The sequence below is a fragment of the Phyllobacterium bourgognense genome, assembly GCF_003337575.1.
In the GTDB taxonomy this organism is placed as follows: Bacteria; Pseudomonadota; Alphaproteobacteria; order Rhizobiales; family Rhizobiaceae; genus Phyllobacterium; species Phyllobacterium bourgognense.
The window spans coordinates 84,548-110,491 of the sequence record NZ_QPJM01000013.1; the positions used below are offsets into that span (position 1 = coordinate 84,548).

26 protein-coding genes are annotated in these 25,944 nt (G+C 58.0%); 10 read left to right on the top strand and 16 right to left on the bottom strand.

Annotation, left to right across the window (positions count from 1 at the left end; all coding sequences use genetic code 11):
• Positions 1-66: 66 nt before the first annotated feature.
• Positions 67-999: a prephenate/arogenate dehydrogenase family protein gene (locus C7476_RS19965; RefSeq protein WP_114431620.1), complete on the top strand. Its 933-nt coding sequence runs from the start codon at positions 67-69 to the stop codon at positions 997-999.
• A 3-nt stretch (positions 1,000-1,002) separates the two neighbouring features.
• Here C7476_RS19965 and C7476_RS19970 read toward each other — a convergent pair whose 3' ends face one another.
• From C7476_RS19970 to C7476_RS19980, 3 genes are all read right to left on the bottom strand, one after another.
• Positions 1,003-1,302, bottom strand: coding sequence for a type II toxin-antitoxin system RelE/ParE family toxin (locus tag C7476_RS19970; protein ID WP_114431621.1), 300 nt, complete (start codon positions 1,300-1,302; stop codon positions 1,003-1,005).
• Positions 1,299-1,559: a type II toxin-antitoxin system ParD family antitoxin gene (locus C7476_RS19975; RefSeq protein WP_114431622.1), complete on the bottom strand. Its 261-nt coding sequence runs from the start codon at positions 1,557-1,559 to the stop codon at positions 1,299-1,301. Before C7476_RS19975 ends, C7476_RS19970 begins: the two co-directional genes overlap by 4 nt.
• 77 nt (positions 1,560-1,636) lie before the next feature.
• Positions 1,637-2,656, bottom strand: a complete 1,020-nt coding sequence (locus C7476_RS19980) for a DUF2125 domain-containing protein (RefSeq protein ID WP_181872529.1) — start codon at positions 2,654-2,656, stop codon at positions 1,637-1,639.
• Between the two features lie 196 nt (positions 2,657-2,852).
• Between C7476_RS19980 and C7476_RS19985 the strand changes: the two genes are divergently transcribed.
• Positions 2,853-3,371, top strand: a complete 519-nt coding sequence (locus C7476_RS19985) for a gamma-glutamylcyclotransferase (RefSeq protein WP_114431624.1) — start codon at positions 2,853-2,855, stop codon at positions 3,369-3,371.
• 156 nt (positions 3,372-3,527) lie between these two features.
• Here the strand turns inward: C7476_RS19985 and tlpA are convergent, their stop codons facing one another.
• Positions 3,528-4,208, bottom strand: a complete 681-nt coding sequence (gene tlpA, locus C7476_RS19990) for a thiol:disulfide interchange protein TlpA (RefSeq protein WP_114431625.1) — start codon at positions 4,206-4,208, stop codon at positions 3,528-3,530.
• Between the two features lie 35 nt (positions 4,209-4,243).
• On the opposite strand from tlpA, the gene argH reads away from it, so the two are divergent.
• The 4 genes from argH (at position 4,244) to C7476_RS20010 (ending at position 10,042) form a co-directional block, all read left to right on the top strand.
• Positions 4,244-5,644, top strand: a complete 1,401-nt coding sequence (gene argH, locus C7476_RS19995; protein WP_114431626.1) for an argininosuccinate lyase — start codon at positions 4,244-4,246, stop codon at positions 5,642-5,644.
• A 78-nt stretch (positions 5,645-5,722) separates the two neighbouring features.
• A complete protein-coding gene (gene lptM / locus C7476_RS20000) occupies positions 5,723-5,908 on the top strand; it encodes an LPS translocon maturation chaperone LptM (protein ID WP_112523509.1) in 186 nt (61 codons plus the stop codon).
• Between the two features lie 8 nt (positions 5,909-5,916).
• A complete protein-coding gene (gene lysA, locus C7476_RS20005; protein WP_114431627.1) occupies positions 5,917-7,182 on the top strand; it encodes a diaminopimelate decarboxylase in 1,266 nt (421 codons plus the stop codon).
• Between the two features lie 289 nt (positions 7,183-7,471).
• The gene (locus tag C7476_RS20010) at positions 7,472-10,042 is read left to right on the top strand and encodes a TIGR02302 family protein (protein ID WP_114431628.1); all 2,571 of its coding nucleotides are present in this window, start codon (positions 7,472-7,474) and stop codon (positions 10,040-10,042) included.
• Between the two features lie 157 nt (positions 10,043-10,199).
• Here C7476_RS20010 and hpt read toward each other — a convergent pair whose 3' ends face one another.
• Together hpt and C7476_RS20020 are read right to left on the bottom strand one after the other, a co-directional pair.
• On the bottom strand, positions 10,200-10,736 hold the full coding sequence (hpt, locus tag C7476_RS20015; RefSeq protein WP_114431629.1) for a hypoxanthine phosphoribosyltransferase: 537 nt from the start codon (positions 10,734-10,736) through the stop codon (positions 10,200-10,202).
• A 202-nt stretch (positions 10,737-10,938) separates the two neighbouring features.
• Entirely contained in the window at positions 10,939-11,322 is a 384-nt protein-coding gene (locus C7476_RS20020) for a hypothetical protein (RefSeq protein WP_114431630.1), read from the bottom strand.
• Between the two features lie 187 nt (positions 11,323-11,509).
• On the opposite strand from C7476_RS20020, the gene ftsE reads away from it, so the two are divergent.
• The 4 genes from ftsE (at position 11,510) to C7476_RS20040 (ending at position 14,788) form a co-directional block, all read left to right on the top strand.
• Positions 11,510-12,133, top strand: a complete 624-nt coding sequence (gene ftsE, locus C7476_RS20025) for a cell division ATP-binding protein FtsE (RefSeq protein ID WP_245426436.1) — start codon at positions 11,510-11,512, stop codon at positions 12,131-12,133.
• Positions 12,126-13,124: a cell division protein FtsX gene (locus C7476_RS20030; RefSeq protein ID WP_114431631.1), complete on the top strand. Its 999-nt coding sequence runs from the start codon at positions 12,126-12,128 to the stop codon at positions 13,122-13,124. The genes ftsE and C7476_RS20030 overlap by 8 nt, the downstream gene beginning before the upstream one ends.
• 106 nt (positions 13,125-13,230) lie before the next feature.
• On the top strand, positions 13,231-13,923 hold the full coding sequence (locus C7476_RS20035; protein WP_245426431.1) for a YdcF family protein: 693 nt from the start codon (positions 13,231-13,233) through the stop codon (positions 13,921-13,923).
• 61 nt (positions 13,924-13,984) lie between these two features.
• The gene (locus C7476_RS20040; RefSeq protein ID WP_114431632.1) at positions 13,985-14,788 is read left to right on the top strand and encodes a lysophospholipid acyltransferase family protein; all 804 of its coding nucleotides are present in this window, start codon (positions 13,985-13,987) and stop codon (positions 14,786-14,788) included.
• Positions 14,789-14,978: 190 nt separating this feature from the next.
• Here C7476_RS20040 and C7476_RS20045 read toward each other — a convergent pair whose 3' ends face one another.
• The 10 genes from C7476_RS20045 to C7476_RS20095 all read right to left on the bottom strand — a co-directional run bounded on the left by C7476_RS20045 (position 14,979) and on the right by C7476_RS20095 (position 25,926).
• Complete coding sequence (locus C7476_RS20045; protein ID WP_114431633.1) at positions 14,979-17,645, bottom strand: alpha/beta hydrolase family protein; 2,667 nt, start codon at positions 17,643-17,645, stop codon at positions 14,979-14,981.
• Between the two features lie 473 nt (positions 17,646-18,118).
• A complete protein-coding gene (locus tag C7476_RS20055; protein ID WP_114431635.1) occupies positions 18,119-20,038 on the bottom strand; it encodes a DEAD/DEAH box helicase in 1,920 nt (639 codons plus the stop codon).
• Between the two features lie 150 nt (positions 20,039-20,188).
• Positions 20,189-20,665, bottom strand: coding sequence for a YaiI/YqxD family protein (locus C7476_RS20060; RefSeq protein ID WP_114431636.1), 477 nt, complete (start codon positions 20,663-20,665; stop codon positions 20,189-20,191).
• Positions 20,666-20,667: 2 nt separating this feature from the next.
• Positions 20,668-21,291 (bottom strand): exopolysaccharide biosynthesis protein, encoded by a 624-nt coding sequence (locus C7476_RS20065; protein ID WP_181872530.1) that lies wholly within the window; start codon positions 21,289-21,291, stop codon positions 20,668-20,670.
• A 114-nt stretch (positions 21,292-21,405) separates the two neighbouring features.
• Positions 21,406-22,287 carry a 3-hydroxybutyryl-CoA dehydrogenase gene (locus tag C7476_RS20070; protein WP_114431638.1) on the bottom strand — a complete coding sequence of 294 codons (882 nt, stop codon included), beginning with the start codon at positions 22,285-22,287 and terminating at the stop codon, positions 21,406-21,408.
• 105 nt (positions 22,288-22,392) lie between these two features.
• A complete protein-coding gene (locus C7476_RS20075; protein ID WP_114431639.1) occupies positions 22,393-23,322 on the bottom strand; it encodes an electron transfer flavoprotein subunit alpha/FixB family protein in 930 nt (309 codons plus the stop codon).
• An 18-nt stretch (positions 23,323-23,340) separates the two neighbouring features.
• The gene (locus C7476_RS20080; protein ID WP_114431640.1) at positions 23,341-24,093 is read right to left on the bottom strand and encodes an electron transfer flavoprotein subunit beta/FixA family protein; all 753 of its coding nucleotides are present in this window, start codon (positions 24,091-24,093) and stop codon (positions 23,341-23,343) included.
• Between the two features lie 182 nt (positions 24,094-24,275).
• Entirely contained in the window at positions 24,276-25,037 is a 762-nt protein-coding gene (locus tag C7476_RS20085) for a rhomboid family intramembrane serine protease (protein ID WP_114431641.1), read from the bottom strand.
• Between the two features lie 34 nt (positions 25,038-25,071).
• A complete protein-coding gene (locus C7476_RS20090; RefSeq protein WP_114431642.1) occupies positions 25,072-25,653 on the bottom strand; it encodes a cob(I)yrinic acid a,c-diamide adenosyltransferase in 582 nt (193 codons plus the stop codon).
• Positions 25,654-25,728: 75 nt separating this feature from the next.
• Positions 25,729-25,926, bottom strand: a complete 198-nt coding sequence (locus C7476_RS20095) for a twin transmembrane helix small protein (protein WP_114431643.1) — start codon at positions 25,924-25,926, stop codon at positions 25,729-25,731.
• Positions 25,927-25,944 lie beyond the last annotated feature (18 nt).

Consider the following 25,944-nt stretch of genomic DNA (forward strand, 5'->3'; position numbering starts at 1 on the left):
CACCATTTTCGCCGCGTCCTGACACGAATCTCCGACACAGCATTAAGTGAATCAGCAGGTCAGAAAATGTCCAAAGTTCATTTTGATACAATCGCACTGATCGGTATCGGCCTTATCGGTTCGTCGCTGGCGCGCGTCATCAAGCGCGAGGGCCTTGCCGACAAGATCGTCATTTCCACCCGCAGCGAAGCCACACTGGCTCGGGCAAAAGAGCTCGGCCTCGGCGATCGCTATACACTTGACAGTGCCGAGGCGGTGAAGAACGCCGATCTCGTTATCGTTTCGGTACCTGTGGGTTCGTCAGGCGAAATTGCCCGGCAGATCGCCGCTTCGCTGAAGCCCGGGGCGATCGTCACCGATGTCGGTTCGACCAAGGGATCGGTTATTGCGCAGATGCAGCCGGAACTCCCCGCGAATGTGCATTTCATTCCGGGGCATCCGCTGGCAGGAACGGAATATTCCGGTCCCGATGCCGGGTTTGCCGATCTGTTCATCAACCGCTGGTGCATTCTCACGCCCCTCGATGGCACGGACCCGGACGCTATCGCGAAGCTGACGGGGTTCTGGGAAGCCTGCGGTTCGCGGCTCGACACGATGGACCCTTTGCATCACGACCGTGTGCTGGCCATCGTTTCTCACCTGCCGCACCTGATTGCCTACAATATCGTTGGCACGGCGAGCGATCTGGAAGAAGTGACGAACTCCGAAGTCATCAAATATTCGGCCTCGGGCTTTCGCGATTTTACGCGTCTGGCGGCATCTGATCCCACCATGTGGCGCGATGTCTGCCTGCACAACAAGGACGCAATCCTTGAAATGCTGTCGCGGTTTTCCGAGGACCTCGCCTCGTTGCAACGATCGGTTCGCTGGGGCGATGGCGATGCGCTTTTCGACCTGTTCACGCGGACTCGCGCCGTCCGTCGCGGCATCATCGATGCCGGTCAGGAAGTGGATGCGCCGGACTTTGGACGGCAAAAGGCAGGGCAGCCGTCAAAGTAATCGTCATGGTTCAGGAAAAACGATGGATTCGTGATCTCGGGCGCCGTTGAGAATGCGCAAAACTTTGACGCCAGCCTCGTCGAAACGATAGAAGATAAGGTACTCGCCGTACGGCCGACGCCGGACGCCAGTATGCTCGTGTCCTGATACAAACGGGAAACTGTTGTGCATGCTGGCAAGACGCTCGCATCGATCAACTAGTTCATCCACGAAACTGACTGCCCGGCGCGGACTGTTGCGCGCTATATAGTCGCCAATTTCCTCAAGATCGACCTCCGCTTCGTCCGTGATGATGACAATCACGAATGATCTTCCACCATACTTTGGTATTTTGCTTTCAGGCGATCGGCGACTTCACGTAGAGGCTTAACCCGGCCAGCCTCAACGTCCGCAAGCCCCCGAGCAATTGCTGCATCGAGCGCTGCGAGGCGCTTTTCACGCTCCTCAACCAATCTTATGCCTTCGCGCAAGACTTCGCTGCGTGAATTATAACGCCCGGACTTCACCAAATCATCCACATAGGCTTCGAGTTTTATTCCGAGGTTCACGCTGCTGGCCATGGTTGTTGCTCTCAAGAAACGTATCAGGGCTTGATAACTGTTATCAATACTACTTTCGTCGATGGCCTAGTGCAAGTTTACAGCGCAGGCAGCCGTCCGATACCGATAAAGCCAACCGACATTTTGCCGTTCTTCACCGTGATAGGCAGCGTCGGCGCGCCGCTCGCGTCTTTCGGAACGAACGCCATCGCTTGAACGACGGTCGAAATCGTATTGCCTGCTTCAGGGAAAATGCCCTGCATGACTTTGGCGACACCTTCCGGGTTGCGCATCGTCACCTTGAAATCACCACTGATGCGCCCGTCATCGGCGACGGAAAACGGACCGGAAATCGCAATCCCGCTGCCATCCTCGAAAGACAGTTCGACTTTGCGCAGCGTTCCCGTCTGGCCCCGCAGAACCGACAGGTCACGCTCGGGTTTTGCCAGAAGCGCGAAACCATTGGCAAGCTGGACATCTGCAGCTCCCGTCAACTCCGGCAACGGTCTGTCGAGGACGATATTGTCGGCGATCTTCAGCTTGTCGAAGGATAGTGCGATATCCATCTGCGGTTGGGCGGTATTAAATTCAAGTTTCCCGGTCTGCATGACAGCGAACGGAACAGGATTGCTCGCGTTCCCACGTTCATTGACCATGACATTGCTGCCTTCGATAGACAGTTGTTTGGGAAGCGGTTTGTCGAGCCGGACGCTCGTGGCGAGATGTTCCCATTTCACGTCGAGAGGCGGAGCGCCGGGCACATCCACCGCGGCAGGGCCCTCGACGCTGCTGACGATCTTCAGCGGATCGTAGATTTGTGCGGCGGAACGAAAGGCGCCGGCGGTGATGGATATGTTCTTGGCCCGGTCGACCCAGCCGACGTTCGAACAGTCGAGGCCAACGCGCAAGGGATAGCCGCTCGCTTTGGCATTTTCGCAAGTGGCGTCGATACCCTGTTGCTTGAAGGCCGCGATATTCGTTGCGACCCGGCTTTCCAATTGATTGGCCAGATAGTACCAGCCGCCGGTGTAGATCACGCCGGCAAGGATAATCAGTGCGCCGATGATGATTGGCAGTCTCCAAGGCTTGCGGCTCTTTTCGGCAGTGCTTGACGGCATGGGGCGGGTCTCGCTATCGGTCAGTTGACAATCCAATCCGGCGGCCATCTGATGCGATTTTCTGTGCTTCCGGTGCTCATGGACTCAATGTCCACTGCGCTCCGGGTCTCGAAAACCACACCAGTTGACTCGCCGGGCCGAATTCTCAAACGGTCTTTCAGGCAAATCTCTATCAAACAAATCTATCAGGACGGATATGGGCGATTTTTGGGTCTTTGGCTATGGCTCTCTGATGTGGAAGCCGGGCTTTGCACATGTGGAGACATTGCACGCCCGGCTGCATGGCTATCGAAGGGCGCTATGTGTCCGCTCCTATGTGCATCGTGGTACGCCCGAACGTCCGGGGCTGGTGCTGGGCCTTGACCGGGGAGGTTCCTGTCTCGGGATGGCGTTTCGCGTGCCTGGCGATCTCGAGGACGAGGTCGTCGCCTATTTGCGGGCGCGCGAACTGGTCACGCATGTCTATCTCGAACGGCGGCTGGCCATACGGCTCGAAGACGGGCGCAAGGTCGAGGCGCTGACCTATATCGTCGACCGCAGCCATGTTCAGTATGCGGGCAGGCTGTCCGTAAGCGAGGCTGCGACGGCTGTGCGCGGTTCAGTGGGTCAATCGGGCCGCAACGAAGACTATGTGCACAGTACGCTCGAGCACATGCACAAGATGAAGATCCGCGATCACTGGATGGAGGCGGTCGTCGCCGCGGTTGACCGCTAGGGTCTGTTGAGATTCATGCCATGGCGGCCTGCAAACGGCGTTTTTCTGTGCTCCGGTGCTCACGTACCAAATGTACGCTGCGCTCCGGTGCTCGAAAACCACCGTTTTCGCCTCGCCCTGACATAAAATCTGAACAGACCCTAGTCCAGACGGTGCCTACAGGCCGGTCGCCGTATCGACAAAACGGGCGGCGTCATCACTGGACCAATCGGCCGGACCGTTCATCGCCGCAATCTGGCAGCCGTCCTTGTCGACAAGCATCGTCACTGGCAGACCGAAAGCGAGGTTCTTGCGCTTCAGATCGTTGAATACGCCCATCGATGGATCGCGATAGAGCTGCAACGACTTGACGCCGATCTCGCTCAGGAACGCCTTCGGCTTCTCGTCGTCGCCCGTATCGATGTTGATGGTCACGACCTGGAAATTGTCGCCGCCCTTCTTCGTCTCCAGCGCATCGAGGGCCGGCATTTCCTCGCGGCACGGCACGCACCACGTCGCCCACAGATTGACGAGAAGCGTCTTGCCCTTGAAATCGCCGAGGCGGGCAGGCTTTCCATCGGGAGCGGTGAAAGTCAAAGCCGACATGGATTGAGGTGCGTCCGCGCCACGCATGGCGGCGATGGCGCCAACGGCGGCCCCGTCTATCTTCTTGGCATTCGCGGTTTTCAAAGCGCATTGATCGGCGGACGGGTTTGTACCGGCGACAATATTGCCAGAAGGCCGTTCCATCACGTATACCGCAACCGCACCGGCAAGAATGCCTGCGAGTGCTGCAGACAGGATGATCTTCCTGCTGTTGTCGCGTGGCGTTTTCTGCGTTTCGTTGCCGTCCGTCATTTTACTCTTCTCGCTTCTCACCCAAGGCGCTACCCATGTCCGACAACAAGAACAGCAATGAAATGTGGGGAGGCCGTTTTGCCTCGGGTCCCGCCGCGATCATGGAAGAAATCAATGCTTCCATCGGCTTCGACCAGAAACTCTACGCCCAGGACATTCAGGGTTCGCTTGCCCATGCTGCCATGCTTGCGAAGACCGGCATAATAGCGGCGGACGATCACGACAAGATCGCAAAGGGCCTGAACACGATATTGTCAGAGATAGAGACGGGAAAGTTCACGTTTTCGCGCAAGCTCGAAGACATACACATGAATATCGAGTCGAGACTGGCCGAACTGATCGGCGCACCAGCGGGCCGGTTGCATACGGCGCGCTCGCGCAATGATCAGGTCGCCGTCGATTTCCGCCTCTGGGTGAAGGCGGAATTCGAGAGGACGGCGATTGCGCTGAAGAAGCTCATCGAAGCATTTTTGAAGCGTGCCGAAGAGCATGCATCGACCTTGATGCCGGGTTTTACGCATCTGCAGACGGCGCAGCCCGTCACCTTCAGTCACCACTGCATGGCCTATGTCGAGATGTTCGGCCGCGATTTGAGCCGGGTCCGGGATGCCATCTTCCGCATGGACGAATCGCCGCTCGGCGCTGCGGCGCTGGCCGGGACTGGTTTCCCGATAGACCGGCACATGACAGCCAGGGCGCTGGGTTTCCGGGAACCGACCCGCAACTCGCTCGACAGTGTTTCAGATCGCGATTATGCGCTGGAATTTCTCTCGACCGCCGCGATCACCGCGACGCACCTGTCCCGCCTCGCCGAAGAGATCGTCATCTGGTCGACGCCGCAGTTCGGTTTCGTGCGCCTGTCCGACAGTTTCTCCACCGGCTCATCGATCATGCCGCAGAAGAAGAACCCCGACGCTGCCGAACTGGTGCGCGCCAAGACCGGGCGCATCACCGGCTCGCTCGTTGGTCTCCTGACCGTGATGAAAGGTCTGCCGCTGACCTATTCCAAGGACATGCAGGAGGACAAGGAAGCTGTGTTCGATGCGGCCGAAACGCTGGAATTATGCATTGCCGCGATGACCGGCATGGTTGGCGACATGACCATCAACAGCGCCGCAATGAAAAAAGCGGCCGGTTCCGGTTATTCCACTGCGACCGATCTGGCTGACTGGCTGGTGCGTGAACTGGGCCTGCCTTTCCGCGAAGCGCATCACGTGACCGGACGCGCAGTGGCACTTGCCGAACAGAAGAAAGCCGAGCTCGGCAAGCTGTCGCTCGAAGAGCTGCAGGCGATACATCCCGGCATCACCGATACGGTCTTCGGTTATCTCACCGTCGACAAATCGGTGCGCAGCCGCAAATCCTATGGCGGTACGGCGCCGGGCGAGGTGCGCCGCCAGATCAAATTCTGGCAAAAGCGTATCGCCAAACTCTAAAACAATATTGGCTGCTGATGGGGGTGCAAAGAGCGCCCTCATACGCTAGACAGAGTAAACGCCATTCGGGATCAAACTATGACGAGCCGTTCTTTTTTGACGACAATACTGATGTCGATTGCAATTTTAAGCGCTGTTTCGGCCTGTGGCCGAAAGGGCGATCCTGAGCTGCCGCCGGCTTCCGTTACGACGATGCCCGGCGAGCCGAAGACGGAAAAACCGCCCGTTCAGGACAAGCGTTTCATCCTTGACCCGTTGATCTAGGCACGTACGTGAACCATTTCGACTACAAAGACGGCGTTCTTCATGCCGAGGGCGTCAGCATTCCCGACATCGCCAAGGCGGTCGGAACGCCTTTCTATTGCTATTCCACCGCGACGATAGAACGGCATTTCAAGGTCTTTTCGGCGGCATTCGCCGATATGGAGACGCTTGTCGCTTACGCGCTCAAGGCCAATTCCAATCAGGCCGTCCTGAAGACACTGGCGCGTCTTGGGTCAGGCGCTGACGTGGTCTCCGAGGGCGAGATGCGCCGCGCTCTTGCTGCAGGCATCCCGGCCAACAAGATCGTTTTTTCCGGCGTCGGCAAGAAGCCCGGCGAAATGGATTATGCGCTGGCCGCCGGCATCCATTGTTTCAACGTCGAATCCGAGCCTGAGCTTGAAATTCTTTCCGCACGTGCGGTTGCTGCCGGCAAGATTGCACCGGTGTCGCTGCGCATAAACCCGGATGTGGACGCCAAGACCCACAAGAAGATTTCCACGGGCAAGTCCGAGAACAAGTTCGGCATTCCGCTTGCGAAGGCCAGCACGATCTATGCGCATGCCGCCAGGCTGCCCGGTCTGAAGGTCACCGGCATCGACATGCATATCGGCAGCCAGATCACCGATCTCGAGCCGTTCGACAATGCGTTCCGGCTGCTGGCCGAGCTGGTGGCGCAGCTCCAGGCGGACGGCCACGATATCAAGCATGTCGATCTCGGCGGTGGCTTGGGCATTCCCTATCACTTCGACAATAATCCGCCGCCGCTGCCAGATGCCTATGCGCAAATCGTGCAAAAGCATATCAAGCCGCTGGGCCTGAAGACCATTTTCGAACCGGGCCGTCTCATCGTCGGCAATGCCGGTATATTGGTCAGCGAGGTAATTTACCTCAAGGAAGGCGACGCGCGGAATTTCATCATCGTCGATGCGGCCATGAACGATCTCATCCGCCCGACGCTTTACGACGCCTTTCATATCATCCGCCCGGTCAAGGAACCTGCGGCCAACGATCCGCGCATTCGCGGCGATGTCGTCGGTCCCGTTTGCGAAACCGGCGATTATCTTGGCCTCGATCGCGATCTGCCGCGTCCGGCTCCCGGCGATCTCATCGCCATTGGAACGGCAGGCGCTTACGGCGCCGTGCAGGCCGGCACCTATAACACACGTCTGCTGGTGCCGGAGGTTCTTGTCAATGGCGACCGGTTCCATGTGGTGCGGCCCAGAACGACCTATGACGAACTGATCGGGCTCGATTCGGTGCCAGACTGGCTCTAGCAGTCCTAAGAAAGACCCCTCCCTGCTGCTTCGCAGCCTCCCTCCCCACAAGGGGGAGGGCGGGACCGTTGCGCCTTTGATGCACGTTCATGCAAATCTCCGGGATATATGAGCTAGCGCCTGACCCTCCCCCTTGTGGGGAGGGACGGAGCGAAGCGACGGGGAGGGGCATCTCCCCCCTCTACACAAAACTATGATCGCATTTTTACCCCAAGGCCTCGCCTTTGCCATGATGAATGGTATTGTTCCATGATGCCGGCCCCGTCGATGCCGGCGAAATGGAGTGCGGATGACCGATCAACAACCCGACAAACGGGACGCGATCAGGTACAGGTTCGATATTTTCAAAAGTATCGATCGCCTCCGTTTGTCTACATGGTTGACCGTTGTGTTCGAACGTCTGTGGCCGCTCGTACTGCCGCTGCTGCTTTCAGTTGCCCTTTTCCTGTGCCTGTCCTGGTTCGGTATTTTCCGGATAATTCCGGATCCTTTACGCTTGGCACTGCTGGGGCTTTTTGTTCTATCGCTGCCCCTCTGCCTCTATCTCCTGCTGAGCTTCCGTCTCCCCGATCACTCAGAAATCAGCCAGCGTCTGGAAAGCGTCAACACGCTCGATCACCAGCCGATCACCATCCAGTCGGAAGAACTCGTCAACAAGTCCATTGATCCGTTTGCTCAGGCGCTGTGGGACGAACACCGCAAGCGCATGGCCGAGCGCATCCAGAACCTGAAGAGTGGCCTGCCGCAAACCCGTATTCCGGAACGCGATCCCTGGGCGCTGCGCGGGGTTGTCGGTCTGCTTCTCGTCGTCGCCTTTGCTTTTTCCGGTGGGCCACTTGGCGGCCGCATCAACGATGCGTTCCGCAGTCATAGCAAGAGCGAAGCAATTCCGCCTCGCATCGATGCATGGGTGACGCCTCCGCGCTATACCGGACGCGCACCGCTCTTCCTGACAACGGCAGCCAATACGGAAGAAAAACAGTTCACCATTCCGCAGGACAGCACGCTTGTCGTTCGCATCATCGGCGGCAGCGGATCGGAAAAAGTTACCCAGACGTCGCTGGATGGGGAGGCAACAGATATTGCGGCGAAAGAACAAGGCAAGCCGGAAGACAATCCAGCGACCACCAAAGCCCGGCCGCGCAATTTCGAACTGCCGATAGGTGCCAACAGCACGGTCAGCCTGTCGGATGATGGCAACCCGCTTGCCGAATGGGCGTTTTCAGTAACGCCCGACCAGCCGCCTTCCATCCGCTTCACCAAGGATCCCTCCAGTGCTGCAAATGGCACGATGGAGGTTTCCTACGAAATCAAGGATGATTACGGTGCATCGGGCGCGGTGGCGCAAATCGAGCAGGCATTGCCTGCCGACAAGGATGCGCGACCCCTCTACAAAGCGCCCGACCTGCCTCTGGCGCTGCCGCGGCGGGGCGATCAACCCAAGGAGACCACGACCACCAAGGATCTCACCGAGCATCCATGGGCCGGTTCCGAAGTACGTATGACCTTGGTCGCGACCGATGACGCGAAACAGGAAGCCAGAAGCGAGACCAAGACGTTCGTCATGCCCGAACGGCCCTTCGCCAACCCGCTGGCCAAGGCTGTCGTGGAACAGCGTCGCCTGCTGGCGCTCAACGCCAATGCCAAGCCGCAAGTGCTCGATATGCTGGATGCAATCACCATCTGGCCGGAAGAAACGATCAAGAATGCATCTCATTACCTCGCTTTGCGCAGTGTCCGCTCGCGGCTCAATCTTGCGCGCAGCGACGAGCAGTTGCGCGATGTCGTCGCCTATATGTGGCAAGTCGCGCGTGGTATCGAGGATGGCGCTCTTTCGGACGCCGAGCGCCGTCTGCGTCAGGCACAGGAAGCCCTGAAGCAAGCGATCGAACAGGGTGCAAGCCCGGAAGAAATCGAAAAGCGCATGAAAGAACTGCGCAGCGCCATGAACGAGTATCTGCGCGAATTTGCCCAGAAAGCCCAGAAAAACCCGAATATGGCTCAAATGCCAAATCCCAACGCGACGGAACTGCGGCAGGAGGACATTGACCGCATGCTCGACCGCATCGAGGACCTGGCCAAGCAGGGATCGAAGGATCAGGCGCAGCAGCTGCTTTCCGAACTCGAAAACATGATGAACAATCTGCAGATGGGTCAGCAGCAGCAAAACCAGCAGGGCCAGCAAGGTCAGATGCGCCAGCAGATGGACAAGCTGGGCGAATTGATGCGGCGCCAGCAGGAGATGATGAACCAGACGAACCGGCTTGAGCAACAGCGTCAGAATGGCATGCAGCAGGACCAGGGCCAAAGCCAGCAGGGTCAAAATGGCCAGGAGGGTCAGCAAGGCCAGATGTCGGAAGAGGATATCGCCAAGGCCCTGCGCGGCCTTCAGGAAGGCCAGGGCAAGCTGCAGTCTGATCTCGAACAGATGATGAAGGATCTGAAGGGGCTCGGCGTCAATCCCGGTGAAGGTTTCGGCGACGCCAACAAGTCCATGGGCCAGGCGGGGAAGGCACTGGGCGAAGCCGATGGCGGCCAGGCGGTTGACCGGCAGAGCAATGCACTCGACGCCCTGCGCCGCGGCGGGCAGGACATGATGAAACAGATGCAGCAGGCCCTGGGTCAGGAAGGCCAGACTGGCGGACCCAACGGACAGCAGCAGCAAAATGGCAGGCTCGATCCTTTGGGACGCCAGCGCGCCACGGGAGGTTTCCCCGACGAGTCCAAGAATATCGTGCCCAAAGACCTGGATATCCAGCGGGCCCGCGAAATCCTGGAGGAAATCCGCAAGCGCCTCGGCAATGCACTGAGTCCGCAGATGGAAAAAGATTATCTGGAGAGATTGCTGAAGTTTGATTGAATTTTAGTGCAGTCGCATAAGGTTTAGCACCATACCCTCCCCCTTGTAGGGAGGGACGAACCGCTGGTTCGGGGAGGGGTCTTGCCTGCCGTTAAAAAAGCCCCTCCCTGCTGCTTCGCAGCCTCCCTCCCCACAAGGGAGAGGGTAGGATGTCGAGCTAATCCACCACCACACCCACATAGGGCAGTTGCCGGAAGGAATGGCCAACGTCCATGCCGTAGCCCACGACAAAATAATCCGGGCATTCGAAACCTTTGAAATCGGCTTCGATATCGGTCTTGCGCTTGACGCTCTTGTCGAGCAGCACCGCAATGGAAACGCTGCGTGCGCCGCGCTCCAGCATGAGTTCGCGGGTGAACTTCAGCGTTTTTCCGGATTCAAGAATATCGTCAATCAGAAGCACGTCGCGGCCATGCACATCGCTGTCGATATCGCGGAGCAAGCGCACTTCTGTGCTTTCCGTGCCCTTGCCATAACTCGATACCGTTATGAACTCCACATCCGGTTCCGCTCCCGCATCATGCATGGCGCGGATGAGGTCTGCGGCGAAGATGAAGGATCCCTTGAGGATCGAAATCACCAGCAAGTTTTCGAAATTGCGGGCGACGATGGCCTTGGCAAGTTCGAGGTTTCGCTCCGCGATTGTCTCGGCGCTGAAAAGGACTTCGATATTTTTTCCACCGACCTTTGGCATGCAGTTCTTCCCGATTGAGAGCCCGTCTTGAAAGTCTAATGTGGCGGTCATCTGACGCGATTTTCTGCGCTTCCGGTGCTCACGTACCTAATGTACGCTGCGCTCCGGTTCTCGAAAACCACGCCATATGTCTCGCCGCAGCGACTTTCCAAACGGGCTCTGACCATATGCAACTGCTATAGCCCGATCATTGCCTGGAAATCTAGCGTGCGTGTTCGCTCGTGTGCCCGACCGAACCAGTGGTCAGCATCGGATCGTCAGCGGGTGACGCTCCGGACATCAGTGTATGGCCGCCGGTTATCCAGAAGACCGAGACGGCAACCAAGGCGACCACAAGCCAATAGCCGAAGCCCGGCCCCCTGCTTTCTGCGCCTTCGCGCACATGCAGTATCGTCATCGCTTCATCGCTGGGCAACAGGCGTTGCCATGTATCAGCCCCGGCCTCCTTGGCGACAGGGCCGCGCGTCAATGTCTCGAAATCGACATCCTGCGCACCGCCCTTGTCGACGGAAGGCACAACATTCGAACTCGTATTATCTTTGGTTTCCATTGTATCGATCTTTGCAAAATACGGTTTTGGCATCATCTGCCCTCTTGCAGACAATTTTTTCCGAATCATGGGACAGCCTATCCCACAAAAATTAATGTTTTGGCTGATGTCCGGCTGCGTTTGATGGGTGGCCAAATCCGTCCGCACAAAATAGAACACGCATGGACACGAGATTGGAAAGTTACGCTTGATTCGCTTTGAGAATGTCGGTTTGCGATACGGAATGGGCCCGGAGGTTCTGCGTGATGTCAGTCTCCATATTTCACCGCGGTCGTTCCAGTTCCTGACCGGCCCGTCGGGCGCCGGAAAGACGTCACTGCTGCGGCTGTTGTTCATGACGCTGAAGCCGACGCGCGGCCTGATCAACGTCTTTGGCAAGGATATCGCCACGATCTCGTCGAAGGAAATGCCGCTGTTGCGGCGCCGCATCGGAGTGGTTTTCCAGGATTTCCGTCTGCTCGATCACATGACCACCTATCAGAATGTGGCGCTGCCGCTGCGTGTGCGCGGCAAGGAGGAGGCGACCTATCGCGCCGAAGTCGAAGAGCTTCTGGACTGGGTTGGCCTCGGCGAACGCATGCACGTGCTGCCGCCCGTCCTTTCCGGCGGCGAGAAGCAGCGTGCGGCAATCGCGCGGGCTTTGATCGATCAACCGGAAATTCTGCTCGCCGATGAGCCGACCGGCAATGTCGACCCGCCGCTGGCGAGACGCCTGCTCCGGCTTTTCGGCGAGCTGAACCGCTCGGGCACAGCGGTCGTCATCGCGACGCATGATCTGACGCTGATGGACCAGATCAATGCGCGGCGCATGATCCTCGATCAGGGGAGGCTCGACATTTATGATTGACCCCGCCCGCATCAAATATCTGGCGCTAGACCTGTTTGGCCGTGCCATAGAGCGGTTTCAGGCCAAAAGCGGACAGGCGCCGATTGTGCCCGCCGGCAATGTCGTTGGCCACGCCCTGATGATCGTCATCGCCATCATGACTTTCCTCGCCTGCCTTACAATTGGCGCCGTCAGTCTCGTCCAGTCGACGGCGACGACGTGGCAGAGCCAGATTTCGACCGAGGCCACCATCCAGATACGTCCGGTCGAGGGCCAGGATATGGAGACGCTGCTCAACCAGGCCAGCACCATTGCGCAGGGCTTTGCCGGCGTGAAATCGACCCGCATCATCGACCGTGCCGCGACGGAGCGTCTGCTGGAACCGTGGCTTGGAAGCGGTCTCGATATAGACGAGCTGCCCGTGCCGAGGCTGGTGATCGTCACGCTCGATGAAGCTTCGCCGCCGGATTTCGCGGCAATTCGCGCCGCGCTGGTCAAGGAGGTGCCGGGCGCCAGTTTCGACGATCATCGCAACTGGGTGGACCGGCTCGTTTCCATGGCGCGTTCGACGGTCCTGATCGGTATGGCGGTGCTGGCACTCGTCGTCGCAGCGACTGTGCTGACGGTTATTTTCGCGACGCGTGGCGCAATGGCCGGCAACGGACATATCATAGAGGTTCTGCATTTTATCGGTGCCGACCAGAATTTCGTTGCGCGTCAGTTCGAGCGGCATTTCTTCTGGACGGCGCTCAAGGGTGCAGCTTGCGGCGGGGCGCTTGCCATCGTCATTTTCCTGTGTATCGGCTGGTGGTCGTCGCACAATCTGGCGACGCCCGAGGCAGACCAGGCGACGGCGCTCTTCGGCAATTTTTCCATCGGATCCGGCGGCTATACGGGCGTTGTTCTTATCATATTGGCGGTCAGCATCCTGACCATGATAACAACAAGAATGACGGTCATAGCGCATTTGAGACGGGTTGACGGGCGCAGCGGCGAAAGCCACGAAACCTGATGCCATTTTATTCATTTTAATATCCGGATTGTACAAAAGCTCAGCCGCGGCACTCTTTATTAAACAGAACAAGAACAAACCTCGAACAAGGCATTTTTAATCCAACATGGGCGCAAACGACGGCAACCAACAAGATCAGATCGCTACGCGCGGCGGACGGCTGCTCGCGTTCATCCGCAGGCGCATCGTGCTGCCGCTGTTCATCGCCTGCGTTCTGGGTCTTGTCCTGTTCATCGGCGGGTTCATTCTCTTTGCCGATCGTGTCACGACCCTGGAGGCACCGGATCTCAGCCGGCCAGCCGATGGGATAATCGTTCTGACCGGCGGTTATTCCCGCATCGAAGGGGCGCTCGATCTCCTCAAGAACAAGCGCGGCGAGCGCCTTTTCATCAGCGGCGTGCATCCAACGACCAATCGCAGCGAATTGCAGCGTGTGACCGGCGGCGACGCCAGCCTGTTCGAATGCTGTGTCGATATCGACCGTTCGGCACTGGACACGGTCGGCAATGCGGCCGAGAGCGTCAAGTGGGCCCATGCACATCAGTACAAGCGGGTGATCGTGGTCACCAACAACTACCATATTCCCCGCACGATGGTGGAACTCCGCCGCGTCTCGCAGGACATCGAATTCATCCCCTATCCGATCATCAACACCAACCTGCGCGACGGCGACTGGATTTCCCGCGGCCTGGTGGTGCGGGTGCTTCTGGTCGAATATATGAAATATCTTGGTGCTGAAGTTCGCTCGCATCTCCCCGACAGCCTGTTCGGGCTCAAGCTTGGCGCGAAGACTTTTTGAGAGTTCACGGCATCGCGGCATTAGTATACGAAGGCGCTAAGCCAACCGTCCCGAGACTCAGATGACGATCATTCGATCAATCGCCTTCAACACACTTTTCTATCTGAATTTGATCATCCGGATGATCATCTTCACGCCCTATTATTTCTTGAGCCCGCGCAAACAGGCGTGGAGCGTTCCGAAAAACTGGGCGAAATCGAACCTGTGGCTGCAAAAGGTGATCGTCGGCGCAGACGTCCACATCGATGGGCTGGAGAATATTCCGGATGGTCCATACATCTGTGCGCCGAAGCACCAGTCCTTCTGGGACACCTATGCCTTCCTGCCGCACATCGCCGATCCGGTCTATATCCTGAAGCGGGAGCTGACCTGGATTCCGCTGTTCGGCTGGTACATTCAGAAAATGAAAATGGTGCCGATCGATCGCGGCAAGCGTTCCGCGGCCATGAAAATGGCGGTGAGGGGCGCGCGTGAAGCCGTTGCCGGAGGCCGGCAGCTGATGATCTATCCTGAAGGCACTCGGACCGCGCCGGGTGCGCCGCCGCATTACAAATACGGCGTCGCGCATATCTATGGCGAGCTCGGTGTTCCCGTCGTTCCGATCGCCCACAATGCCGGGCTCTATTGGCCGCGCCGCAAGTTCATGCGCTATCCCGGCGTCATCCGCTGCCGTATCCTGCCGCCGATCCAGCCGGGTCTCGACAATGACGCGTTTTTGAAGAAGCTCGAAGAGGTCACGGAAGCCGCCTGCGACGAGCTCTTGATCGAAGCGGCGAAGTCGGACAATCCGCCGCCCATGCCGCCGACGGCGGTGAAGCGGCTGAAAGAACTCGGCGTCCAGGGTCCGTCGATATTCACGCTCTGACGGCCTGCAAACGGCGTTTTTCTGCGCTCCGGTGCTCACGTACCTTAAAGTACGCTGCGCCCCGGTGCTCGAAAACCACCGTTTTCGGCTCGTCAGAGCGTGAATCTCGACGGACCTTGGGAGCACGTTCCGGGAAAAATCCTCCCCCTCTGTGATAACAGAAGGGGAGAGATGCAATGGTAGCGGTTCGCTATTGCTTGGCGAGCTTCTGCGAAGGTTTCTCCCGGTCAAGGTTCTGCAGCTCGATATCGGTGATCGCCACCTTGCCGCTTTCCTTCGGGAAGACGAGTTTCAGCTCTTTGAGGTTGTTCGTGTCGACACCCTCGAAAGCTTTGAGCGGGATGGCAACCATGTTCATGAGGACCTTCAACTCACCTTTGTTGGCGAAAACTTCATCGTCCGGATGATCCTTGAGTGGCCGGTCATCCGCCTTTGGTCTTGGCGCATTGTAGGTGGCATTGCTGAAGTCACTCGCCGTCAGGGTTGCTGTCCTGCCCGCTCCGTCGGTCAGCGTTACCAGCACTTCCTGGCCCGTCGGGCGCACGACGCCGATGCGGAAGGTGAGCGAATCCATGCCCTTGGCGGAAAGCCCCTTGAGATCGGTGACGAGCGAAGCGTTAGGGTTCGACCAGGCAAGGTCAAGCTGGTCGGCAATAGAGAGCATGCCGTAGTTTCTCCATTCACCATTGGGATTGATTGCATACTGGAATCCATCCAACAGGCCAGGCTGGCAAATGCTACCAATCGAATAATCATTCCCAATTGGCATCTCGCACCTTGCAAGGGCCGTAAATCCGTTCAAGCTGATAGTGCCGCCAAGCTCATTGCTGTTGACACTGTCATCTCGTTCGAAACGGGCGATGAGCTTGCGGCTGGGCGCGCCCTTTTGCACAGTCAAAACGATATGTTCATCGCAGGGCCCATCTGTCGAGGGGCAAGCAGCATTGGGCAATTGGGCTGTGCCATTCCAATAGGCAGCAAATTTGTGTTCGCCGCCGACATGATAGCGCATGAAGGAATTGATGAGAAAACTGCCGCCGCGGCGCTGATCGACCCTGTTAAGGCGCATGGGATGCGACCGATTGTCTGCACAATAGGACACTTTGTCATTGTAATCCATATCATCATCCTTCCATTCCGTATTGTAGAAATTGTGGTTGGCGCCAGATACCTGGATTTGATAGCGCGGTGCCGTGTCGGCTACAGGGCCGAAACGGTTATGGTCGTACGATCTTGCACCGTGGAGAAAACCAACATCGCCATCACAGGTGGGCAGCAAGTTGGCGAGAGGCACATTGTTCACGCCGAGATTGCCATTATTGTCCATCGGCGCCAGCATGAATGCACCCTTGAAGTCGTAAGGAGGAATGGTTTCCCGGCCGGCAGCATAGAAGATATTGTATTTGGTGACCGCTTCCTCGAACGTCATTTTAGCGCCATCGTTCGGCTGGTTTTCTTCATTGTTGTCGTTCGTATCGTTTGTCTGACCTTCATCGTTCACAACCGGCTGTGCGGTTGCTGGTACGACCGTTGCGAGAAAATCAGGAAATGCGGCGCTTAAGGTGAAATGACCGGCGAGCAGAAGGGTTTTGATGGACTCGGCGTCAGGCAATAATCCGCCAACAAATGGCGATTCTTTATATCGTTCGTAGATGACCTTGAATTGTGTCTCGTCGATGCTGGCCGTTGGTTCCTTCTCCACCATTTCTGTGGTCGCGGGTATAATCGTGGTCAGCAACTCGGGAAAAACGGTGCTGAAGGGAGTTGGACCGGCGAGCATAAGGGTTTTCAGGGTCTCGGCGTCCGGTAATGATGCACCAGTAAGCGTTGCTTTAGCTCGTTCGTAGACGAGTGTGAATCTCTCCTCATCGATGTGGGCTGGTACGACTTTCTCGATCTTCGCGACAGCAGGTGTGACGACCGGTTGCGTCGGTGCGGGTGTCACTGCGGCGACAAGGTCCGGATAGTCGTCCGCGAAGAAATCGGGGTCAGCCTCCAACGCTTTTATCAGATCGCCCGGGCTGACCCCCACCCGTGTCTGATTGTATTTTATGGCATTGGAAACACCCTGGCCGCCGCGCGAATGGCCCATGATGCCGACGCGGGTGAAATCGAGCTTGCCTTTCAGGAAATTGAGGGGGCCGGTTTCACCGGATTCGTTGACCTGACCTTTCTTGTCGATCTCTTGCAAACGATCGAGCGTACCGAGGATCAGCTGCGCGCGTGCCTGGCCTTCCCGATCTCCCATCAAATTGCCATTGATCGCATTTCCATCGACTGAAAGAACGACATAGCCATGGCTTGCCAGTTCCTCAGCGAGATAATCGTAACCCTTGTAACTGGGATCTGACGAGGAATGTTGGCCATGTTCGAAGATTATGACGGGAAAGCGCCCTTTGGACGCAAGTGGGCTGACCGGGTCCTGCGGATAGCGCATCCAGCCGGCAACCTGGGAGATCATGACCTGATCATCACTGGCCGAGGTCAGGTCATGTGCCACCGAAGCAACAAGATGGCCGAGATCATAGTCCATCTCAGGCGACGACCGGAACGTCGCTCCGCCGGCGGTATCGGGCGCGATTTCGGTAAAGCGCCCGATTTTCGTTGGCAGTGGAATGGCAAGGCCGCCGGTGGTTATGGGCTCCTGCGCTGGACTGCCAACGGTCACCGTGCCTGTAACCGGCCCGTCCGTGGTAACTGTCGTCTTTACCGGCGGCGGCACATCGAATGTCGAGCCGGTGGCCGGTGTCTTATCCTCATTGCAGCCTGATAAAGCGCCAACCAGCAGTGCCGATATGCACGCTGTTTGTGCAAGTCTGCACGCCAAGCGCGTGCCGGGTTTCAACCATTGCGTCATTGTAAATAATTCCCTCAACTGGAGGTCGTATTTTGAAAATAATCGACCGTGAAATGACAAAAATATAAGGTGGCAACATTCATACGCCCTGCAGGAAACTCATGCGCACAGGCTCGCATCAAATGATCACAGCAAGGATCGTGCCAGTTCGGGCCTCAAGGGATTCGCAGGCGTAGAAGCGCCTCCCTCTCCGTCATCCTCGGGCTTGACCAGAGGACCCACACTTCGTGTTAAAACAAGAAGTCAACGCTGCAATTTGCAAGTTCCCAATGGGTCCTCGGGTCAAGCCCGAGGATGACGGAGAGGAAGTGGCCATGGATTCCGGAGAGGGAGTGGCCACGGACGACGGAGAGGCCGAAGATGAGATAATTCAGAGAGGTGGACGATGGGAAAATGCGGAAGAACACCTCTGCAGGCATAAAAAAAGCTCCATCGCGAGATGGAGCTCTTTTAGATTATGCGAATGTATTGAACTACTCGCCGCCGCTGGTCGCGGCTTTCCGTGCCTTCTTGGCTTTGTACTTGTCGAAGCCATGCAGTTCGCCGGGCTTGCGTTCCTTTGGGGCCTTCTTTGGCTTTTCTGTGGTCCAGCCTTCCGGCTTTGCCTTGGCTGGCTTGGCCGCCCAATCGGTCCTGGGTTTCTCGTCGTTGGAGCGCGGCTTGCGATCATCGAATTCGCGCTTCTCGCCGAATTGCTTCTTCGGCTTGAAGTCGCCGCCCTCAGTGCGACGCGGCGATGAAGGGCCGGCGCCTTCGCTGCGGGTGATGTTCACACCCTTTTCGCCGGTGCCATACTGCTTGATCCGCGCCATGAACGCATCTGCCTTGCTGGCGGTGATCTCGAAGCGGGTTTCTGTCTCGAGGATCTTGATCGAGCCGACATCGGTCTTGGTGATATCGCCGGCCTTGCAAATCAGCGGCAGGAGCCAGCGCGGCTCGGCGCGCTGCTTGCGGCCAACGCTCAAGGAAAACCATGCTCCGCTTTCGAACTGTTCGAAACGATCCGAGCGCGACGTGCGCTCGCCGCGGCCCGGACGATCCTCGAAGCTGCCTTTGCGGATCGGTTCAAGGACATGCGACGGCGTGTTGGAGAGTTCTTCCGGGGCAGGGCGCGCTGCCATCTGCTGGCGCAGCCAGGCAGCGGCGATCTGTTCGGCTGAATGCAGGCCGAGCAATTCGGCTACATAGCCGGCCTCTTCCTCGCTCACGACTTCCGTCAAGGAAGGATCGTTGAGAATGCGGTCATGGTTGCGCTTGTTGATGGCGTCTGCATCCGGCGGTGGCACCATTGTCGTCGACAGCTTGGCGCCCTGCAACAGGCGCTCGGCGGTGCGGCGGCGCGATGCCGGCACGATCAAGACGCAGATGCCTTTGCGGCCAGCACGTCCGGTGCGGCCGCTGCGATGCAGGAGCGTCTCGGAGTTGTTCGGCAGGTCGGCATGGATGACGAGGTCGAGATTGGGCAGATCGATGCCGCGCGCCGCAACATCGGTCGCAACGCAAACCCGGGCACGGCCATCGCGCATCGCCTGCAGGGCGTTGGTGCGTTCGGCCTGGCTCAATTCGCCTGAAAGGGAAACGACGGAAAAGCCACGATTGGACAGGCGGCTGGTCAGGTGCTTCACCGCCTCGCGGGTCGAGCCGAAAATAATGGTGTTTTGCGCATCGTAGAAGAGCAGGGAATTGATGATGGCGTTTTCGCGCTCACGCGGTGCCACCGGCATGATGTGATACTCGATATCCGCGTGCTGCTCGCGGTCGCTCGTGGCGGAAATGCGCAGGGCGTCTTTCTGGAACTGCTTGGCGAGCAAAGCGATGGGTTTTGGCACTGTAGCCGAGAACATCAGGGTGCGGCGGTCTTTCGGCGCTTCGCCGAGAATGAATTCGAGGTCTTCGCGGAAACCGAGATCGAGCATCTCGTCGGCTTCATCGAGCACGACTGCGCGCAGTTCCTTCATGTCGAGCGAACCGCGGGTGATATGGTCGCGCAAACGGCCGGGTGTCCCGACGACGATATGCGCGCCCTGTTGCAGCGCACGGCGTTCCTTGGTCATGTCCATGCCACCAACGCAGGAAGCGATGCGCGCGCCGGTGGGCTCATAGAGCCATTCAAGTTCGCGCCGAACCTGCAATGCCAGTTCGCGCGTCGGGGCGATGACCAGTGCGTAAGGTGCGCCGATGGAGGTGAAGCGATCTTCGCCTTCAAGCAAGGTCGGTGCGATGGCGATACCGAAGGCGACAGTCTTGCCGGACCCCGTCTGGGCGGAGACCAGAAGGTCGGCGCTTGTCGCTTCCGGAGCCAGAACAGCGGTCTGCACCGGCGTCAGGGTCTCGTAGCCACGGGCTGCCAATGCACCGGACAACGCCGGGGCGATAGAATCAAAAATAGTCATCAATGAACTTTCAGTGCTGGTTTGGGCGTGTGGTTGGCTCGGCGTCAATGGGAGCACGAGCGGCACGCATGTAGCTTTGTTGCGCTCTCGTAGAGCCTGCGACGCGTTCCGTCAATGCCAAGAAACGCATAGCTCCCATCCGCACTCCCGTCAGGAGGTGAAGCCCGCACGTTTCAAACGCACAATAGCGAGGTCGAGCGCGGAAAGAAAGCTCGAACGGTCTTTCGGGGAAAATGGCCGCGGACCGCCGGTGATCTGCCCGGCGGAGCGCAGTTCGTCCATGAGATTGCGTGTTGCGAGTGTGTTGCCGATGGAGGCTTCGGTAAAGGCGCGCCCGGTCGGCGAAATGGCGTCGGCCCCGGCTTTGACGCAGCGGCTGGCGAGCGGAATGTCCGCCGTAACCACCACATCGCCGCGCGAGACACGCTCCGCGATCCAGTCGTCGGCTGCGTCGAAACCATCGCTGACGATGACACGCTCGATCATCGGATCGCGCGGAATTGCCATCATCGAGTTGGAGACGACGAAGGTCTTGACGCCATAACGCTCGGCAACGCGGTAAACTTCCGCCTTGACCGGGCAGGCATCGGCGTCGACATAGATCGTGATCTTTTTCTCTTGTGTCATGTTCAACCGAAAATATGCAGGGCCGCGAGCCCAACTGAGGCACCGAGCCCGATGGCGATGCCTGCGGCAAGCGCTGCCACCAAAAGGCCTGTTCCAAGCCAGACGCCGTCCTGTTCGCCAAGGCCGATGGCCAAAAGAACAATGCTAAGCGCCGGAAGCTGATTGATGAGCGGCACCGGCAGGATGACAATCAGCGACATCAGCAGCGCGACGATGCTGACGACACGCTCGACGATCATTTGCGGAACGAACCAATAGCGCGGGCGTGCCAGCTTTTCAAAGCGAACGAGCATTGGCTCCAGCCTTGCAATGAACCGGCGATACGTTTCGACCTGCATTGATTTGCGCCGCATGAAGGCCGGAAACCACGGTTTTTCAAAGCCAAGCAGCATCTGGATCGAGAGCAGCACCAGCGGAATGCCGAAGATCGTGGAAGTGCCCGGAGGAAGCGGCACAAGATTGAGCGCCGCAAAAAGGATCATCAGCGCGCCGAAACTGCGCTCAGACAAGGCGTCGAGAATGTCGTCGAACGATATTCTCGTCGCCGGATCCGCGCCGATCTCGACAAGTACTTTGGACAAGCGCCGCGTATCCGGATCGTACGGCGCGCTATCGTCGCCGCTCATCGATATCCACGCTCTGACGGCTTGCAAATGGCGTTTTTCTGCGCTCCGGTGCTTGAAAACCACCATTTTCGTCGCGTCATGGCATGAATCTCAACAGTCATGCGTGGAGGACATTCAGCGCGTCGGAACGGGATGTTCGCCGCGATAATCATAGAAGCCGCGGCCGGCCTTGCGTCCGAGCCAACCGGCTTCGACATATTTTACCAGGAGCGGGCAGGGGCGATATTTGGAATCCGCCAGGCCGTCATACAGCACCTGCATGATCGACAGGCAGGTATCGAGGCCGATGAAATCGGCCAGCTGCAACGGTCCCATCGGGTGATTGGCGCCGAGTTTCATCGCGGTATCGATGGCATCGACCGAGCCGACGCCCTCATAGAGCACATAGATCGCTTCGTTGATCATCGGCAAAAGGATGCGATTGACGATGAATGCCGGGAAATCCTCCGATACGGTAATGGTCTTGTCGAGGCTGGCGACAAATTCGCGGGCACTTTCGAACGTGACGTTTTCCGTTGCAATGCCTCGAATAAGCTCGACGAGATGCATCACCGGAACCGGGTTCATGAAGTGAATCCCGATGAATCGTTCCGGACGATCAGTGGTCGCAGCAAGGCGTGTGATCGATATCGACGAGGTGTTGGTGGCGAGGATGGCTTCCGGATTGAGGTTTGGACACAGCTGCGCGAAAATCTTGCGTTTTACGGTCTCGTCTTCCGTTGCTGCCTCAATGGCAAGATCAACACCGGAAAGGTCCTCCATCCGCAATGCCGGACGGATACGTGACATTCCCTTGACGCGCTCGGCTTCCTCGAGCTTGCCGTGGGAAACAGAGCGGGCCATGTTGCCGTTAACGGTCGCGAGGGCTTTTTCGATCTGTTCGGCCGACTGGTCATGGATCAAAACATCGTATCCAGCCAAAGCGCAGACATGTGCGATGCCGCTACCCATCTGCCCTGCGCCAACAATGCCTACGGTCTTGATCGTGCCAGCCATGTTTCCATCCCGTCTTATTATGAATATATCACACAAACTAAATGGCCGGGGTAGCGTTCGTCTACCCCGGCCAAGCAATTTCATTTTAAAGTTCGAACTAAATAATCAAAGGGCCTTTTCGAGCTCCGGCAGGATGACGAAGAGATCGCCGACGAGACCGTAATCAGCGACCTGGAAGATCGGCGCTTCCTCGTCCTTGTTGATGGCGACGATGACCTTCGAATCCTTCATGCCGGCCAGATGCTGGATCGCGCCGGAAATACCGACGGCAATATAGAGATCCGGTGCCACCACCTTGCCGGTCTGGCCAACCTGCCAGTCGTTCGGCGCGTAACCGGCATCCACTGCGGCGCGCGAGGCGCCAACGGCGGCACCGAGCTTGTCGGCGACAGGAAGGATGACTTCCTTGAACTTCTCGCTCGAGCCGAGGGCACGGCCACCGGAAATGATGATCCTCGCCGAAGTCAGCTCTGGACGGTCGCCGCCGGAAAGCTTGGCCTCGACAAACTTCGACAGGCCGGGATTGGCTGCAGCCGAGACATTCTCGACGGAAGCCGAACCACCTTCACCAGCGGCCGCGAAGGTTGCGGTGCGGACCGTGATGACCTTCTTGGCATCGGTCGCCTGCACGGTCTGGATGGCGTTGCCCGCGTAGATCGGGCGCTTGAAGGTATCGGCCGAGATCACTTCGATGATGTCCGAGACCTGCATGACGTCGAGCAGGGCGGCAACACGCGGAAGGATGTTCTTGCCGTTGGTGGTGGCGGCCGCAATGATCGTGTCGTAATTGCCAGCGAGTGAAACGATGAGCGCTGCACTTGCCTCGGCGAGGCGGTTGGCCAGATCGTCACTGTCGGCCAGCAGAACCTTTTTGACACCGGCAAGCTTGGCAGCCTGATCGGCGACGCCCTTGGCGCCTTTGCCTGCGACCAGCACATGCACGTCCGGGCCGATGGCAAGCGCTGCCGTCAGTGCCTTGGCGGTCTGGTCGGAAAGGGTCTCGTTGTCGTGTTCGGCAAAAAGAAGAATAGCCATGGTGAAATTCCTTATCCTTTAAATCAGAACGCCGGCTTCGTTCTTCAGCTTGCTGATGAGTTCAGCCACATCCTTGACCTTGACGCCCGCCTTGCGGCCGCCCGGCTCTTCGGTCTTGATGACCTTGAGGCGCGGCTTGGTATCGACGCCGTAATCGGCAGCGGACTTTTCATCCAGCGGCTTCTTCTTGGCCTTCATGATGTTGGGCAGCGAAGCATAACGCGGCTGGTTCAAGCGCAGGTCGGTGGTGACGATCGCCGGAAGCGTGATTTCGATGGTCTGCAGACCGCCATCGACTTCGCGGGTGACCTTGGCATTGTCGCTACCGAGCTCGACCTTCGAGGCGAAGGTGCCCTGGCTCCATCCGAGCAGCGCCGCAAGCATCTGACCGGTCTGGTTGGCATCGTCATCGATAGCCTGCTTGCCGAGGATGACCAGCTTTGGCTGTTCGGCATCGACGACGCTTTTCAGGATCTTGGCGACGGCGAGCGGCTCGACGATATCGTCGACCTTGACCAGAATGCCGCGGTCGGCACCCATAGCGAGCGCGGTGCGGATGGTTTCCTGCGCCTGCGCCGGTCCGATCGATACGACGACGACTTCCTCTACCTTGCCGGCTTCCTTCAGACGGAGCGCTTCCTCGACCGCGATTTCGTCGAACGGGTTCATCGACATCTTCACATTGGCAAGTTCAACGCCGGAGCCGTCGCCTTTAACCCTGATCTTCACGTTGTAATCGACTACCCGCTTTACCGGTACGAGGACTTTCATAGGGATTCCCTCTCAAATAAACGAAGGACAGATTTACTGTCCGGTGGTGCTACCCGCTTGCCGGAAGCCGACATGGAGGTGAGAAAAACGACACTGCCGCGTCTGAGTTGCGCGGGACCGTAAATATGAGCGACGTAAAGGTCAATCTGCTTACGTCAGTTCAACCGATTGAATGAAAACGATCAGCGACCCCACTTGACCGGTTCGGCCTCACGGGAGACGGGCTCCGATTGTTTATCCACGACCACGGCGCGCGGCGAGACGATAGCCCGGTCAAACAGTGGCACGCTTCGGCGCTTCATGATCACGATAAGCACAGCGCCGGCGATGATGCCGCCGACATGGGCTGGCCACGACACCTGTTCCTGCCCGCCCCATACAAGCATTGCGAATTGTGTCACGACCCACAGCACCAGTGGATATATTGCCGGGATGCGCAAGGGAATGCGCCCAAACGCCAGCACCCAGACCTTTACGCGAGGATGCAGCAGCAGATAGGCGGAGACAATGCCGGCGATGGCGCCAGAAGCGCCGATGAGCGGCGCTTCTGAATCGGGCAGGATCACGCCATGCAGGAACGCTCCGGCGGCGGCGCACAGAAGATAGAAGATCAGAAACTTGATGTGGCCAAGCGCGTCTTCGACATTGTCGCCGAAAACCCAGAGGAACAGCATATTGCCGCCGAGATGGAAGATGTCGGCGTGCAGGAAAGCGTAGGTGATGTAGGTGAAATCGGGCGGGACGAAGTAATAACTGGCAGGCAGAACCGCCATGTCATGGATGATGGCAGGTATGTAACCGAGGCCGATCGCGGCGACATGGGCAGTCTCGCCGTCAACAGCCATGACCAGATAGACAAGCACGTTGATGACGATCAGCGACAGCGTCACATATTGCAACTTGATGTATTTGAGACTGTTGGCGTCATGCAATGGAATGAACATCGGCGCCGGTTCCCTGCCTCAGCGATTGCGACATTTAGCGGTTATGACCGGGGACCCATAACACGTCCCTCGCGCCATTGTCATTGACCACGCGGGCCGCGACGAAGAGAAAATCCGACACGCGGTTGATGTATTTCAGGGCGGCCGGTGTGACGGTCTCGTCAGGCTTCTGCGCGAGTTCGACCATGTGCCGCTCGGCGCGGCGCGCCACGGTGCGGGCAAGGTGCAGCGCGGCGGATGCGGGCGAGCCGCCCGGCAGCACAAAGGAGCGCAATGGCGCAAGGTTTGCGTTCAACCGGTCAATCTCCGCTTCAAGCCGCAGAACCTGGCTGTCGATAATACGCAAGGGTTCGTAAGGAAGCGTCTGGCCCTTGTCGGGCGTTGCAAGATCGGCACCGAGATCGAAGAGGTCGTTCTGTATGCCCATAAGCATGGCGTCGAGTTCGGGGAAGGCTTTTTCCGTATGGAGCCGCGCAAGCCCGAGACAAGAATTTGCTTCGTCCACGGTGCCATAGGCTTCGACGCGAAGATCATGTTTGAGACGCCGTTCGCCACTGCCGAGGCCGGTGGTGCCGTCGTCGCCCGTACGCGTGTAGATCTTGTTGAGCTTGACCATGAGACAACCTGTCTATCATTCGTTTTTAACGCAATTCCGGACGGAAAACCGCTTCACACTTTTCCTGGAATTGCTCTAGCCGGCCGCGCGGTGGAAATAGATCGCACCGACGATCAGGATGATGGCGATCAACTGCAGGAAGATGCGCAACTGCATCATCTTGTTGGAGAAGTTGGCGTCGCCGCCTTTCATCATGTTGCGCAGGCCAATGAGGAGGACGATGGTCACCGCGGCAATTGCCACGAGCGCCAAAAATTTGAAAATGACATCCATACTCTATTCCTTGATCGT